This window comes from Nocardioides limicola (assembly GCF_016827675.1).
Classification (GTDB): Bacteria; Actinomycetota; Actinomycetes; order Propionibacteriales; family Nocardioidaceae; genus Nocardioides; species Nocardioides limicola.
The window spans coordinates 311,183-325,258 of sequence record NZ_JAERJA010000002.1 but is presented as its reverse complement, the minus strand read 5'-3'; the positions used below and the strand labels follow the sequence as shown (position 1 = coordinate 325,258).

The 14,076-nt window shown below is 71.0% G+C and carries 13 protein-coding genes; 7 read left to right on the top strand and 6 right to left on the bottom strand.

All coding sequences use genetic code 11. The annotated features are described in order from the left end of the window. Positions 1 to 60: 60 nt before the first annotated feature. A complete protein-coding gene (locus tag JKG67_RS05475) occupies positions 61 to 1,035 on the bottom strand; it encodes a TAXI family TRAP transporter solute-binding subunit (protein ID WP_203336257.1) in 975 nt (324 codons plus the stop codon). A 161-nt stretch (positions 1,036 to 1,196) separates the two neighbouring features. On the opposite strand from JKG67_RS05475, the gene JKG67_RS05470 reads away from it, so the two are divergent. After that, positions 1,197 to 2,150 (top strand): bile acid:sodium symporter, encoded by a 954-nt coding sequence (locus tag JKG67_RS05470; protein WP_203336256.1) that lies wholly within the window; start codon positions 1,197 to 1,199, stop codon positions 2,148 to 2,150. 194 nt (positions 2,151 to 2,344) lie between these two features. Here JKG67_RS05470 and JKG67_RS05465 read toward each other — a convergent pair whose 3' ends face one another. Beyond that, positions 2,345 to 4,888 (bottom strand): ABC transporter permease, encoded by a 2,544-nt coding sequence (locus JKG67_RS05465; protein WP_203336255.1) that lies wholly within the window; start codon positions 4,886 to 4,888, stop codon positions 2,345 to 2,347. Continuing rightward, the gene (locus tag JKG67_RS05460; RefSeq protein WP_372442039.1) at positions 4,885 to 5,667 is read right to left on the bottom strand and encodes an ABC transporter ATP-binding protein; all 783 of its coding nucleotides are present in this window, start codon (positions 5,665 to 5,667) and stop codon (positions 4,885 to 4,887) included. Before JKG67_RS05460 ends, JKG67_RS05465 begins: the two co-directional genes overlap by 4 nt. A gap of 83 nt (positions 5,668 to 5,750) precedes the next feature. On the opposite strand from JKG67_RS05460, the gene miaB reads away from it, so the two are divergent. Beyond that, positions 5,751 to 7,247, top strand: coding sequence for a tRNA (N6-isopentenyl adenosine(37)-C2)-methylthiotransferase MiaB (miaB, locus tag JKG67_RS05455; protein WP_203336254.1), 1,497 nt, complete (start codon positions 5,751 to 5,753; stop codon positions 7,245 to 7,247). A gap of 62 nt (positions 7,248 to 7,309) precedes the next feature. Next, the gene (locus JKG67_RS05450; protein ID WP_203336253.1) at positions 7,310 to 8,272 is read left to right on the top strand and encodes a type IV toxin-antitoxin system AbiEi family antitoxin domain-containing protein; all 963 of its coding nucleotides are present in this window, start codon (positions 7,310 to 7,312) and stop codon (positions 8,270 to 8,272) included. Between the two features lie 39 nt (positions 8,273 to 8,311). Here the strand turns inward: JKG67_RS05450 and orn are convergent, their stop codons facing one another. The 3 genes from orn to JKG67_RS05435 are packed head-to-tail and all read right to left on the bottom strand — an operon-like array spanning position 8,312 to position 10,289. Then, on the bottom strand, positions 8,312 to 8,839 hold the full coding sequence (gene orn / locus JKG67_RS05445; protein ID WP_203336252.1) for an oligoribonuclease: 528 nt from the start codon (positions 8,837 to 8,839) through the stop codon (positions 8,312 to 8,314). Between the two features lie 9 nt (positions 8,840 to 8,848). Beyond that, complete coding sequence (locus JKG67_RS05440) at positions 8,849 to 9,814, bottom strand: DUF2332 domain-containing protein (protein WP_203336251.1); 966 nt, start codon at positions 9,812 to 9,814, stop codon at positions 8,849 to 8,851. 4 nt (positions 9,815 to 9,818) lie between these two features. Continuing rightward, complete coding sequence (locus tag JKG67_RS05435; RefSeq protein ID WP_203336250.1) at positions 9,819 to 10,289, bottom strand: NUDIX domain-containing protein; 471 nt, start codon at positions 10,287 to 10,289, stop codon at positions 9,819 to 9,821. Between the two features lie 51 nt (positions 10,290 to 10,340). Here JKG67_RS05435 and miaA point away from each other — a divergent pair, with 51 nt between their 5' ends. From miaA to JKG67_RS05415, 4 genes are all read left to right on the top strand, one after another. Further along, the gene (gene miaA / locus JKG67_RS05430) at positions 10,341 to 11,282 is read left to right on the top strand and encodes a tRNA (adenosine(37)-N6)-dimethylallyltransferase MiaA (protein ID WP_372442047.1); all 942 of its coding nucleotides are present in this window, start codon (positions 10,341 to 10,343) and stop codon (positions 11,280 to 11,282) included. A gap of 152 nt (positions 11,283 to 11,434) precedes the next feature. Then, positions 11,435 to 12,256, top strand: coding sequence for an SDR family NAD(P)-dependent oxidoreductase (locus JKG67_RS05425; RefSeq protein ID WP_203336248.1), 822 nt, complete (start codon positions 11,435 to 11,437; stop codon positions 12,254 to 12,256). 16 nt (positions 12,257 to 12,272) lie between these two features. Continuing rightward, entirely contained in the window at positions 12,273 to 13,100 is an 828-nt protein-coding gene (gene dapF, locus JKG67_RS05420) for a diaminopimelate epimerase (protein WP_203336247.1), read from the top strand. A gap of 78 nt (positions 13,101 to 13,178) precedes the next feature. Further along, the gene (locus JKG67_RS05415; protein WP_203336246.1) at positions 13,179 to 13,955 is read left to right on the top strand and encodes an SDR family NAD(P)-dependent oxidoreductase; all 777 of its coding nucleotides are present in this window, start codon (positions 13,179 to 13,181) and stop codon (positions 13,953 to 13,955) included. Positions 13,956 to 14,076 lie beyond the last annotated feature (121 nt).

Sequence of the window (14,076 nt, the reverse complement as noted above, 5' to 3'; positions counted from 1 at the left end):
CCTGGGACGTCGACCGTCCCGGCGGCGGGCCTCAGCCCGACCGCCGGGACGATCAACGGCTTACTCCAGGGCGCCGACCTCGCGGTAGTACCGCTCGGCACCGGGGTGGATGTCGATGTCGAAGAGCCCGTCGAGCGCGGTCTCGATGCGGATCGACGCCGCCACCGCGTGGTTGACCTCGTCGGCCTGCTCGTACATCGACTTGACCAGGTCGTAGACCTGGTCCTCATCGAGGTTGCGCGGACCGTAGAGGGTGGCCCAGTTGGTCACCGTCACCGCGTCACCGGCAACCCCGGGGTAGGTGCCGCCCGGGATGTCCAAGGTGGACAGGGTCGGGTCGTTCTCCTCCAACGCTGCGCGGATGTCGTCGGGGATGGTCACCATCACCACGTTGACGCTCTGCGCCACCTCGGTCAGGGTGCCGTCCGGCAGTGCCAGGATGCCGAACGCGGCGTCGATCTGGCCGTCCCGCAACTTGGCGCCGGCATCACCGAAACCGTCGGCGAAGGTGGAGGCGGGCTCGGCTCCGGCGGCTTCGAGGATGGCGAGTGCCAGCCCCTGGGTGCCGGATCCGTCCGGTCCGATGGCCACTCGCTTGCCGGCCAGGTCGGAGACGGTCTCGATGCCCGAGTCAGCGCGGGCGACGATCTGCATCACCTCCGGGTAGATGTTGCCCAGGAACGTGAAGTCCATGTCCTGGCCCTCGAAGGCACCCTGGCTGTTGATGGCCTGGGTGGCGGTGCCGTTGACGGCCATCCCCAACTGGATGTCGCCGTTGTTGACGTTCACCAGGTTCTCCACCGAGGCGCCACTGGCGACGGTGGAGACGGTGAGTCCGTCGATGCTGCCGTTCCACATCTGGGCGATCGCGCCGCCGAGCGGGTAGTAGGTGCCGCCGACGGAGCCGGTGCCCAGCACCATCACGCTGAGTGGCCCCCCGTCGCCCTCGGCATCGTCGGTGCCTGCCGAACAGGCTGCCGTGGTCGCCAGCAATCCGGCGGCCACCGCGGCTGCGAGCCGTGTGAGCTTCCTCATCCTTTACTCCTTCGGTCATGGATCGTCGTTTCACTCTGGTTCACCGAGGGGGTGATCTGCATCACCCGGCGCGACAAAGTGTCCGAACCGTTACCTGCCCGGTCCCGGCCGGGCTCCGGTGGTCGATGATGGGACCTCGCGTGGGGAGTGGGAGGTGGACGATGGCACCGCTGACGCTGGAGCGGCAGCAGGTCTGGCTCTACCTGGTGGCCCTCGGTGCGGGCCTGCTGGTCTGCACCGTCGCCCCCGTCGTCGGTCCGGTCGCCGAGACGCTGGTCTGGCCGGTGTTGGGGCTGCTGCTCTTCACCACCTTCGTCCAGGTGCCGCTGCTGCACCTGCGCGAGGCGGTGACCGACACGCGGTTCACCGGCGTGGCCCTGGTCGGCAACTTCGTGCTGGTGCCGCTGCTGGTCTGGGGGCTGGTCCAGTTCCTCCCCGACGACCCGGCGATCCGGCTCGGGGTGCTGCTGGTGCTGCTGGTCCCCTGCACGGACTGGTTCATCACCTTCACCCACCTGGCCGGCGGTGACTCGGCCCGGGCGGTCACGTTGACCCCGGTGAACCTGGTGCTGCAACTGCTGCTGCTGCCCGGCTACCTGTGGCTGATCGCGCGCTCGGACGTGGCCGGCGTACTCACCCCGGCACAGGTGGCGCCGGCAGTGCTGGTCGTGGCGGTGCCGTTGCTGGTGGCGGTGGCCACCGAGTGGGGGATCGACAGGGGACCGGTCCCCGCCTCGGCGCGCGACCGGCTCCGCTGGGGCCCGGTGCCACTCCTGGCGCTGGTGATCTTCCTGATCGCAGCCGCCCAGGTGGACGCCGTGGTCGACGCGATCGAGGTGCTGCCGTCGATCGTGCCGGTCTTCGTGGCCTTCCTGGTGGCGGTGGCCGCCCTCGCCTCGGTGCTGGCCCGGGCGGTCTCACTGCCACCTGCCCAAGGCCGGACCCTCGCCTTCACCCTGGCCACCCGCAACTCGTTCGTGGTGCTGCCGCTGGCACTGGCCCTGCCGGCCGGCTTCGAGGTGGCCGTGGTGGCCATCGTCGTCCAGTCGCTCGTCGAGTTGTGGGGGATGATCGCCTACCTGTGGTGGGTGCCTCGTGCGTTCCCCACTCGATGATCGAGTGCCGCCGTTCGGTGGTCGAGTGCCGCGGTTCGGTGGTCGAGTGCCGCGGTTCGGTGGTCGAGTGCCGCGGTTCGGTGGTCGAGTGCCGCCGAGGAACGAGGCGGTGTATCGAGGCCACCAGGGCTCGGTGTATCGAGGCCTGGGTCGGTGATCGAGTGCCGCCGAGGAACGAGGCGGTGTATCGAGATTCACTCGGTGGCGATCGCCTCCAGCACATCCAGCCGCGCCGCCCGTGCGGCCGGCAACGCGGCCGCCAGCACGCCGACCACCACGGCCACGGCCAGGAACAGCGCCAACTGTCCGACCGGCACCCCGAGGCTGGTCAGGTCATCTGACAGCGCCTGCTGAAGCAGGGTGCCGGAGAGCACCCCCAGTCCCAGTCCGAGCACGGCCCCGAGCACCGCCACCGCCACCGACTCACCGGTGATCATCCGGCGCAGTTGTGACCGCGTCATCCCGATCGCCCGAAGCAACCCGATCTCCCGGGTCCGCTCGATGACGCTGAGCCCCAGCGTGTTCACGATCCCGATCACCGCGATCACGATCGCCAGCGCCAGCAGTCCGTAGATCAGGAACAGCAACTGGTTGACCTGTCCCCGGATCTGCTCGCCGAGGTCACCCATGTCGAAGACACCGATCATCGGCCACCCCAGCGCCGCCTCCTTGAGCGCGTCGTACACCGCCTCAGGGTCGGCGCCGTCGGCGAGCAGGATGCTGACCGCGTTGTCCTGCCGCGCGAGGCCGGCCTCGGCGAACAGGTCGAGGGGGACCGCGACGTCGGCCAGAGTGTTGTTGGCCTCCATCACGCCGGCGACCGTGACGTCGATCTGCGTCCCGCCCGGGAAGGTGAGCGCGACCTGGTCGCCGAGCTGGAAGTCGCGGTCCTCGGCGGTCTTGTCCGAGATCAGCGCCTGATGGCCGGAGATCGCCGGCTCACCAGAGACCATCTCCACCCGGTAGATCTCGGTGAACAGCGCGTCGTAGCCGGCGATGAACGTCGACTCCCCGTCCACCGACGCCTGCACCCACTGCTCCCGGCTGACCGGGCCGACGCCGTCGACCTCCTCCAGGCGGTCCCCGATGGCGGCCGGGAAGGGCATGTACGTCGCGCTCTGCACGATGAAGTCGCTGGTCACGTCGGCGTCGATCAGGTCGTCGATCGACCGGTTCAATGACGAGGCGAGCACGCCGATCAACGAGACCAGGGTCAGGCCGATCATCAGCGCCGACGCGGTCGCGCCGGTGCGGCGCGGGTCGCGCATCGCGTTCTCACCGGCGAGGCGGCCGGGGGCGCCGAAGGTCCGGCTGAACAGCGCCCGGCAGGCGGCGAGCACCGGCCGACCCAGCACTGAACTGATCACCGCCACCGTCAGCAGCCACAGCAACGCGGCCGCACCGACCCACAGGGCGCTCGGGCCCGGCGCGCCGAGCAGACCGGCCGCGGCCAAGCCGGCGCCGATCAGGAGCACTCCGGCTCCGATCCAGGCGCGGCGGCGCAGGCTGCCCGGGGCCGCCACCGAGTCGGCCCGCATCGCCGCGACCGGAGCGACTCGGCCGGCCCGGCGAGCCGGGATCCAGGCCGCCAGCACAGTCACGCCGACGCCGACGGCGTAGCTGACGGCCACCACGCCGGCGTCGAGGGTGAGCCGACTGCCGGCCACCTCCAAGCCGAATGCGCCGAGCAGCGCGGCCAGACCACGCGCCAACGCCCAGCCAGCGAGGATGCCGACGCTGGAGGCGACCACGCCCATCACCAGCGCCTCGAACAGCACCGACCGGGACACCTGGCGACGTGAGGCCCCCAGGGCCCGCAGCAGTGCCAGCTCCCGGGAGCGTTGGGCGACCAGGATCGCGAAGGTGTTGACGATGATGAAGCCGCCGACCACGACCGCGATCACCGCGAAGACCAGCAGGAACGTGGAGATCACGCCCAGGAAGGCGCCGATGGCGTCCTCGGACTCCTCGATCACCACGTCGGCGGTGACCGCCTCGAACCCGTCCGGCAGCACCGCTGCGGCGGCCTCGGCCAACTCGGTCTGGCTGACGCCGTCCGCGCCGGTGAGGCTGATGCTGGTGTAGGCGTCGGCGCCATCGAGGAAGATCTCCTGCGCGCCGGCGGTGTCGAACATGATCAGCACCGCACCGGCCATCCCGCCGGCCGCGAAGTCCGCGGTGCCGACCAGGGTGACGTCGCGCTCCAACTCCCCGTAGGGAGCGATCAGCCGGACCTGGTCGCCGACCTGATAGTCGCCGTTGTCCGCGGCCCGGCCGTCCAGGGCGATCTCGCCGGGCTCGGTCGGCCAACGGCCCTCGCTGAGCTCGAGGATCTGCTCCCCGGCCAGGTTGGGGGTGTCGACGTAGTTGAACGCCAGCGTCGGGGGACCGCCGCCGCCCACCAGCGAGCCGTCCTTGGCGAGCAGGTGCATCCCGAAGCCGTCCACGTTCCCGTCGGCGCGGGCCACCTCGGGCAGCGCCTCGAGATCGGCGGCCACCTGAGGCGACAAGGTGGCGGTGCTGACCCCGCCCTCACCGGCACTGAACGACGCGCTGCCCTCGGCGCGGACCAGCCCGCTGGGGGTGGTGCCCTTGATGATCTGGTCGAACGTGGCCTGCAGCCCGTTGCTGAAGACCAGCACCCCGGAGAGGAACGCCACCCCCAGCACCACGGCCAGCGCGCTCATCAGCAACCGGACCTTGCGGGCCACCAGGTTGCGCAGCGTCAGCCGGATCATGACAGCGCTCCGGCCTGACCGGCGCGCCGCAGCGCCGCCTCCTGCAGGTCGGTCATGTGCGCCAGGATCTGGTCGCGGTCGGGGCTGTCGAGCTCGTCGACCACCCGACCGTCGGCGAGGAAGATCACCCGGTCGCAGTACGACGCCGCATGCGCGTCGTGGGTCACCATCACGATGGTCTGGTCGAACTCGTCGACGCTGCGCCGCAGGAACCCCAGCACCTCGCCACCGGAGATGGTGTCCAGGTTGCCGGTGGGCTCGTCGGCGAAGACGATTGTCGGCTTGCTGATCAGCGCCCGGGCACACGCCACCCGCTGCTGCTGCCCACCGGACATCTCACTGGGCCGGTGACCGAGCCGGTCGCCGAGCCCGACCGTGGTCACCACCAACTCGAACCAGTCCGGGTCCGGTTTGCGGCCGGCCAGGGTGAGCGGCAGCAGGATGTTCTCCTCCGCGGTCAGGGTGGGCACCAGGTTGAACGCCTGGAAGACGAAGCCGATCCGCTCCCGTCGCAGCTTCGTGAGCGCCTTGTCCTTGAGGGTGGCCAGCGCCACCCCGTCGACCACCACCTCACCGGCCGTCGGAGTGTCCAGGGCGGCCAGGCAGTGCATCAGCGTCGACTTGCCGGAGCCCGACGGCCCCATGATCGCGGTGAACTGCCCGGCGTACAGGTCAAGACTGACGCCGTCGAGGGCCTTCACCTGAGCGGCACCCGAGCCGTAGGTCTTGCGCAGGTCGGTGGTGTGCGCGGCCGATGCCGCCATGGTCTGCGTGGTCATGGCCCATAGCCTGCCGTGCCTGGGCGCATCAGTCATCCGGAATGTCCCTGAGCGACCCCCGGCGTCGTACCCTAGGGGTCATCATGACCACCCCCCGCACCTATCAGGTCCGCACCTACGGGTGCCAGATGAACGTCCACGACTCCGAGCGCCTCTCCGGGCTGCTCGAGGATGCCGGCTACGTCGCCGCCGACGACGGCGAGACCGCCGACGTCGTGGTGTTCAACACCTGCGCGGTGCGGGAGAACGCGGACAACAAGCTCTACGGCAACCTGGGTCACCTGGCGCCGGTGAAGGCGAAGCGTCCCGGCATGCAGATCGCCGTCGGTGGCTGCCTGGCGCAGAAGGACCGATCCACGATCACCGCGAAGGCCCCCTGGGTGGACGTGGTCTTCGGCACCCACAACATCGGGTCGCTGCCGGTGCTGCTGGAGCGTGCCCGGGTCGCCGAGGAGGCCCAGGTCGAGATCCTGGAGTCGCTGGAGACCTTCCCCTCCACGCTGCCGACCAAACGGGACTCCGCCTACGCGGCCTGGGTGTCGGTCTCGGTGGGCTGCAACAACACCTGCACCTTCTGCATCGTTCCGGCGTTGCGCGGCAAGGAGAAGGACCGACGCCCCGGCGAGATCCTCGCCGAGATCGAGGCGCTGGTCGCCGACGGCGTCTCCGAGATCACGCTGCTGGGCCAGAACGTCAACGCCTACGGGGTGGAGTTCGGGGACCGGCAGGCGTTCTCCAAACTGCTGCGTGCCTGCGGCGAGGTCGACGGCCTGGAGCGGGTCCGGTTCACCTCCCCGCACCCGGCCGAGTTCACCGACGACGTGATCGAGGCGATGGCCGAGACCCCGAACGTGATGCCCAGCCTGCACATGCCCTTGCAGTCCGGGTCGGATGCGGTGCTGAAGGCGATGCGTCGCTCGTACCGGCAGTCGAAGTACCTCGGCATCATCGAGCGGGTCCGGGCAGCGATCCCCGACGCCGCGATCACCACCGACATCATCGTCGGCTTCCCCGGTGAGACCGAGGAGGACTTCGCGCAGACCCTGCACGTGGTCCGCGAGGCCCGGTTCTCCTCGGCGTTCACCTTCCAGTACTCCAAGCGGCCCGGCACCCCGGCCGCGACGATGGCCGACCAGATCGACCCGGCGGTGGTCAAGGACCGGTACGGCCGGCTGACCGACCTGGTCACCGAGGTCGCCTGGGACGAGAACAAGCGACTCGTCGGCCGGACGGTGGAACTGTTGGTCTCCGCCGGCGAGGGGCGCAAGGACGATGCGTCGGGGCGGATGACGGGCCGAGCGCCCGACAACCGGCTGGTGCACTTCGCGCCTGGCTCCTCGGTGGGCGGCCCCGGCTCCTCGGCGGGCGAGAGTCCACGTCCGGGCGACATGGTCACCGTCGAGATCACCCGCGCCGCCCCGCACTACCTGGAGGCAGACGGTGCGGTGCTGTCGGTGCGGCGTACTCGCTCCGGCGACGCCTGGGAAGGTCGGGCCACCGGCAGCTCCGGCCAGGTCGGGCTCGGCATCCCCAGCGTCGGCGTGCCCGCTCCGCTGCCACCGGCGCCCGCCTGCGGCTGAGTTCTCCACAGGCCGGGTCGCTTCGCGCTGCACGCACGCGCGGAGTCGGTCAGGATGGACCGATGACTCGGGACATCTCGGAACTGTTGGTCGACCAGTCGGGTGTGGTCAGTCGGCGGCAGGCACAGGCCGTCGGCCTTGCGGATCACGAGATCCGGCGGCTGGTCCGCAGGCACGCCTGGACGCCCGTGCACCCGGGGGTGTACGCCGACCACACCGGCCCGCTGACCTGGGTGCAGCGCGCCTGGGCTGCGGTGCTGGTGGCCGGACCCGGTGCCGCACTGGCCGGCCGGAGCGCGCTGCGTGCGATCGAGGGGCCGGGCAGTGCGCTCGCCAGACGTGACCCCGATCCGATCGTGGTGGCGGTCCCGTCCGCCCGGACGCCGGTGGCCCCGGCCGGGGTCGAGCTGCGCCGGGTGACCAAGCTCGGCGCGCAGGTGCAGTGGCACCGAGCCCCACCACGGCAGCGACTCGAGCACGCGGCCATCTGGGTGGCGGCGGAGGCGGCCACCGACCTGGAGGCGCTCGCGGTGATCGCTGGCCTGGTGCAGACCCGGCGTACCACCGCACAGCGCCTGCACGCCTGTCTGGGTGAACGGCAACGGACGCGGCGCGGAGTCTGGCTCGCCGCGGTGCTCGACGACATCGCCGAGGGTGCCTGCTCGATGCTCGAGCACGGCTATCTGACCCGGGTCGAGCGGGCCCACGGGCTGCCGTCGGCGGTGCGTCAGGTCCGGGCCCAGGCCACGTTGGGGATGACGTATCGGGACGCGAGCTATGGGGATCTGGTGGTGGAACTGGACGGTCGGCTCTTCCATGACACCGCCCGGCAGCGGGACCGGGACCTGGACCGGGACCTGGACGCGGCCGTCGAGGGCCTGCGCACGGTGCGGATCGGCTACGGACAGGTCTTCGACCGGGCCTGTGTCACCGCCGCCCGGATCGCGGTGCTGCTGCACCGGCGTGGCTGGGCCGGGCGGCCGACTCCGTGTGGGCCGACCTGCGCGGTCTCCCTCGCGGCTTAACTGTGGGATCCCAGTCAGCATGTGGCTGGGATCCCACAGTTAAGCCAGTTTGGAGAGGTAGAACCGCAGTTCGGCGATCGACTCCTCGATGTCGGACAGCGCCCGATGAGCCTCGGTCTTGGTGAACTTCTCCCCGAAGCGGCCCTCGAAGACCACCTTCCAGGCCGACACGTCCAGCATCCGGTAGTGCAACCGGGCGTCCAGTCGGGGCCACTCGTGCGCGATGAAGCGGCGGTCGGTGTGGATCGAGTTGCCGGCCAGCAGCACCGGAGTGTCGGCGTCGAAGTGGGCCTCGACGAAGTCCAGCAACTCGTTCTCCACGGTGCGGCCGTTCTGGCCGTCGAGGTTGGCGGCCTGGAGCGCATCGCGGACCTGGGGGTGAGCGTCCCAGAAGTCACCCACCATCCGACGCTTCATCAGCGCCGGGCCCACCTTCTTGGTGGCCTGATAGCGGCCGACCTCGGTGAACTCCCAGTCGGTGGCGATCGCGGCCACCTCGCAGATCCGGTCCTCGACCGGGTCCAGGCCGGTCATCTCCAGGTCCAGCCAGAGCAGCGTCGCGGTCATGGCGCGAGGCTAGCCGAGCCAGTCCAAGGTGCGCCCGTGTGCATGTGCCCAGGCGACCTGCCGGCCGTCGAGCGCGAGCGCGAAGTGGTGCGGGTGTGGCGGGGTGGCGTCCAGGCCGCTGATCACGCCGCTTCCCTCGTAGCTGATCCACCGGCAACGACCCGACTGCACCCGGGCGCGCATCGCCGCGGAGAACTCCGCCCGCTCCTCGGGCGTGCAGTAGACCACCACCGCGCAGTGGTAGACCACTACCGGCCCGTGTGCGGCGGCCTCGTCGATCGCCGCGTCCAGGTCGGTGAGCAGGTTGCCGGTGCGCAGTCGCGGCGGGTCGGCTCGGGCGATCTCGATCGCGGCCCGCAGCCGGAGGCGTCGGTGCTCCTGCTCGGGCCAGACCAGGTTCTCCAGCCAGGCCATCGCGTCGGCGTCGGTCACGTCGAGCGGGTTCAGGTCCAGACCGCCTCGCCAGGCGAGCCGCGGCAGGTGGGCCGGTCGCGGTGTGGGACCACTCGTCGTACATCGCAGCGTGGGTGCACCCGGGGGAGCCGCCAGTCGATGCCCGCCCCAGTCGTAGCCGTACCGGTCCGGGTAGAGACACAACCCGGCGCTGGCGCCGACCTCCAGCAGCGCCGCCGGTTCCGCACCCAACTGGGCGAGCGCGGGGGTCAGCACGGCCAGCCGGCCGACCTCGTTGGTCTGGGTCGACCGGGACTCGATCGTGGCGCGGATCGGGCCGGAGTCCTCGAGCAGGGCGGTGCGCAGGGCGTCGTACGGCCCGGGTGCGGGGACGCCGTGCCAGCGGGCGGCGGCGAAGACCAGGTTGGGCTGCTGCTTGATCGCCGGCAGGGTGGCGATCCACGCGCAGAGCTCCGGATCGGCGGCGACCTGATCGGCCCAGGAGGAGAAGCAGGCGGAGTCGTGCCGCGCCTGGCGCGCGAACGCCGCGTACTGGTCGGCCACCGGGGTGAACAGATCCATCGCGTCACATCCCGAAGGTCAGGTAGCGGTCCTCGCCACCGAGGTGCTTGATCGCATGCGCTTCATGCGGGACGAGCGGGGTGGGCAGCGCGTCGAGCGGCCACCAGCGCAGGTCGGCGCACTTGGCCGGCTCCACGATCTGCGGCTCCCCGGACCAGACCCGGGCGGTGAAGAAGAAGTCGATCCGCTCCTCGACCGGATCCCGGGCGTGGGCGGGGGTGCCGGGTGCGTTGCCGGAGCGCTGCATGCAGAACTCGAAGACCGGCTCCGCCTCGATCGCGAGCTCCTCCCGGGCCTCGCGGCGGGCCGCGTCGTACGCCGTCTCGCCGGCCTCCACGTGGCCGGCCGCGCCGGCCGCCCAGTGGCCGTCCATGTAGCCGGTGTGCTGCCGAAGCTGCAGCAACACCTCAGGCCCGTCCGCGCCGTCGCGCAGGCAGTAGACGTAGGAGGCGGGCACCACCTGGAATCGCGTCACGGCAGCCAGCCTAGGGACTCACCCCAGCCCGGGGCGCGCGGGTTTGCCAGACTGGGCGGCGTGCAGGAGCCCTGGGTGCCGGTCGTCGCTGTCGTCGGGCCGACGGCCGCAGGCAAGACCGACCTGTCCCTGGACCTCGCCGAGGCGCTCGGGGGTGAGGTCGTCAACACCGACGCGATGCAGGTCTACCGCGGCATGGACATCGGCACCGCGAAACTCCCGGTCGCCGAACGGCGCGGGATCGCCCACCACCTGCTGGACCTGATGGAGGTCACCGAGCCGGCCTCGGTGGCGGAGTTCCAGCAGTTGGCCCGGACGGTCATCGGCGATCTGCGTGGCCGGGCGGTGGCCCCGGTGCTGGTCGGCGGGTCGGCGCTCTACACCCGGGCGGTGCTGGACCGGTTCGAGTTCCCGGGCACCTCGGCGACACTGCGGGCGCGACTGGAGGGCGAGCTGGCCGAGGCGGGGGTGGCGGCGATGTACGCCCGACTGGCCGAGTCCGACCCGGTAGCGGCCGCCTCGATCGAGCCGGGCAACGGCCGGAGGATCGTCCGGGCGCTGGAGGTCATCGAGCTGACCGGGCGCCCGTTCTCGGCGACCCTGCCCCAGCTGGAGTACGCCGTGCCCGGGGCGGTGCAGATCGGGGTGCGGATCGACCGGGCCCGGCTGGATGAGCGGATCGAACTGCGGGTCCAGCGGATGTTCGACGCCGGGTTCGTCGCCGAGGTGGAGGGGCTGCTGGCTCGCGGGTTGGCCGAGTCCCGGACCGCCTCCCGGGCGATCGGCTACCCGGAGGTGATGGCGCACCTGGCCGGTGACACCACCCTGGCCGAGGCCATCGAACGCACCGTGATCGCCACCCGACGGTTCGCCCGCCGGCAGGAGGCCTGGTTCAAGCGCGACCCCCGGATCCACTGGGTGGAGTACGACGACCCGGCCCGCCTCGAGCACGCCCTCGCCCAGGTGCGGGCGGCCGTTGACGGAACACCCTGATGTCAGGGACTCCGGAACGTTGTCAGGTGTTGCAACCCCTGACAACGTTCAGCAACCCCTGACATCAGGGTGTTCCGGCCGGGGAGTCGCAGTGCGGGCGGCCAGCAGTCGAGGAGGTACGCCGGGGCGCGCGACGCCGTAGGGTGGCCGGCATGAGCCTGCCCGCACCCGGCCCCGATCGGGCCGCCCTGGTCACCGGCGCCTCCTCGGGGATCGGCGCCGAGATCGCCCGAGAGTTGGCCCGGCGCGGCCACCAACTGATCCTGGTCGCCCGCAGCGAGGACAAACTGCAGGCCCTCGCCGAGGAACTGCGCGGCACCGGCGCCGTGGCTCACGTGCTTCCGGCCGACCTCAGCGATGCCACCGCCCGGGCCGCACTGCCGGAGCGGGTCGGGTCGCTCGGGGTCGGCGTCGAGGTGCTGGTCAACAACGCCGGCCTCTCCACCGTCGGGCCCGTCGCCTCGGCGGATCCGGCCGCGGAGCTCGGCATGGTCGAGGTGGATGTGGCCAGTGTGGTCGACCTGACCACCCGGTTCCTGCCCGGGATGGTCGATCGTGGTCGCGGCGCCCTGCTCAACGTCGCCTCGACCGCGGCGTTCCAGCCGCTGCCCGGCCAGGCGGCGTACGCCGCCTCCAAGGCGTTCGTGCTCTCCTACACCCAGGCGGTGGCCGCGGAGGTGGCCGGCTCGGGCGTCACGGTGACCGCGCTGTGCCCGGGGCCGGTGGCCACCGACTTCGTCGCCACCGCCGGCTTCACCGACGAGGAGGCGCACCAGGCCATGCCGAAGGTGATGTGGCTGCCGGTCGAGGAGGTTGCCAAGGCGGCCGTGGCCGGGATGGCCAAGGGCCGCAAGGTGGTGATCCCCGGTGCCGCCAACCGGGTCAGCGCGATGGCTGCCCAGGTGACGCCACGCAGCCTCCTGTTGCCGGTGCTGGCCAAGGGGCACCCGGGATTGAAGCGCGACCGAGGCTGACGCCTAGGCTTGACCCATGACCGAGTGGACCTTCTCCAAGGGGCACGGCACCGAGAACGACTTCGTGCTGCTGCCCGACCCGATGGGCGATCTGGAGTTGTCGCCCGAGCAGGTTGCGGCGTTGTGCCACCGACGCACCGGGATCGGTGCCGACGGGGTGATCCGGGTGGTGCGCACCGACGCCAGTGACGATCCGGCCGCGGTCGCCGCCCGGGGCGAGGCTCGCTGGTTCATGGACTACCGCAACGCCGACGGGTCCTTGTCGGAGATGTGCGGCAATGGGATCCGGGTGCTCGGCCTGTATCTGGCCACGCACGCGGACGTGGACGCCCGGAATCCGTTGCGGATCGCCACCCGGGATGGGATCAAGACGCTGACCTTCGCCGCCGACGGCATCACCGTCGACATGGGTACGCCGAAGCTGCTCGGTGAGACCAAGGTGACCGTCCCCGGCCACACCTGGCCGGCGGTGCACGTGGACATGGGCAACCCGCACGCTGTCGCCTTCGTGGACGACCTGGCCGACGCGGGGGCGTTGACCGAGGCCCCGACCTACGACCAGTCGGTCTACCCCGAGGGCGTCAACGTCGAGTTCGTGGTCCGCCGCGGTGAGCACCACGTGGCGATGAGGGTGCACGAGCGCGGCTCCGGGGAGACCCGGTCGTGCGGCACTGGCGCGTGTGCGGTGATGGTCGCGGCCGCTGCCGCCGACGAGGCGCCGCGGGGTACGTCGTACACGGTGGACGTGCCGGGCGGCACGCTGCGCATCGAGTGGACCGAGGATGACCGGGTGCTGATGACCGGCCCCGCCGTCCTGGTCGCCGAGGGCGTCGTCGAGCTCTGAGCAGCACCCCACAGGGGGCGGCCCGAGTGCCGGTCCCCGGTCCGACGGGTGGAACCAGTTCCTCTAGGCTCCGCTGTCATGGACATCACAGGTAGCAGTGCCATCGTCACCGGCGGAGCTTCGGGTATCGGAGCCGCCGTCGTCCGTCAGCTCGCCGCCAAGGGCGCCAAGGTCATCGTCGCCGACCTCCAGGAGGACAAGGGGGCCGCGCTGGCCGCCGAGGTGGGCGGGGAGTTCGCCCGTGTCGACGTGACCGACACCGCCCAGATCCAGGCCGCCGTCGAGCGGGCCGTCGCCCTCGCCCCGCTCAAGGTGCTCGTGAACTCGGCCGGGATCGGCTGGGCGCAGCGCACCATCGGCCGCGACGGCGACTTCGACTCCGCCCACGACCTCGGCGCCTTCAGCAAGGTGATCGCGATCAACCTGATCGGCACCTTCGACGCCCTCCGGTTGGCCGCGACCGCGATGTCGCGCAATGAACCCGACGCCGACGGCCAGCGCGGTGTGGTGGTCAACATGGCCTCGGTGGCGGCCTTCGACGGCCAGATCGGCCAAGCGTCGTACTCGGCTTCCAAGGGCGGCGTGGTCGGCATGACGCTGCCGGTGGCCCGCGACCTGTCCGCGGCCGGCATCCGGGTGAACACCATCGCACCCGGCCTGATCGACACTCCGATCTACGGCGAGGGTGAGGCCTCCGAGGCGTTCAAGGCCAAGCTCGGCGAGTCGGTGCTCTTCCCCAAGCGTCTCGGTCGCTCCGAGGAACTCGCCTCGATGGTCGTCGAGGTGGCCACCAACTCCTACATGAACGGCGAGGTCATCCGCGTCGACGGTGGCATCCGGATGCCTCCGAAGTAGCAGGAGGTGGGTCTGGTGGCCGCGCGAGGTGTGACGCGCGGCCACAAACCCCATCTCGGAGGGCCACAAACCCCACCTCGAGGGGGCCACAAACCCCACTTCGCGGGGCCAAAAGGATTCG

Bases quoted from the DNA above. Each gene is read 5' to 3' on its own strand.
- JKG67_RS05450 (WP_203336253.1), top strand. From the start codon at position 7,310: ATGACTCGGGACATCTCGGAACTGTTGGTCGACCAGTCGGGTGTGGTC.
- JKG67_RS05470 (WP_203336256.1), top strand. From the start codon at position 1,197: ATGGCACCGCTGACGCTGGAGCGGCAGCAGGTCTGGCTCTACCTGGTG.
- orn (WP_203336252.1), bottom strand. From the start codon at position 8,839: ATGACCGCGACGCTGCTCTGGCTGGACCTGGAGATGACCGGCCTGGAC.
- JKG67_RS05460 (WP_372442039.1), bottom strand. From the start codon at position 5,667: ATGACCACGCAGACCATGGCGGCATCGGCCGCGCACACCACCGACCTG.
- JKG67_RS05425 (WP_203336248.1), top strand. From the start codon at position 11,435: ATGAGCCTGCCCGCACCCGGCCCCGATCGGGCCGCCCTGGTCACCGGC.
- JKG67_RS05475 (WP_203336257.1), bottom strand. From the start codon at position 1,035: ATGAGGAAGCTCACACGGCTCGCAGCCGCGGTGGCCGCCGGATTGCTG.
- JKG67_RS05440 (WP_203336251.1), bottom strand. From the start codon at position 9,814: ATGGATCTGTTCACCCCGGTGGCCGACCAGTACGCGGCGTTCGCGCGC.
- JKG67_RS05465 (WP_203336255.1), bottom strand. From the start codon at position 4,888: ATGATCCGGCTGACGCTGCGCAACCTGGTGGCCCGCAAGGTCCGGTTG.
- JKG67_RS05415 (WP_203336246.1), top strand. From the start codon at position 13,179: ATGGACATCACAGGTAGCAGTGCCATCGTCACCGGCGGAGCTTCGGGT.
- miaB (WP_203336254.1), top strand. From the start codon at position 5,751: ATGACCACCCCCCGCACCTATCAGGTCCGCACCTACGGGTGCCAGATG.
- dapF (WP_203336247.1), top strand. From the start codon at position 12,273: ATGACCGAGTGGACCTTCTCCAAGGGGCACGGCACCGAGAACGACTTC.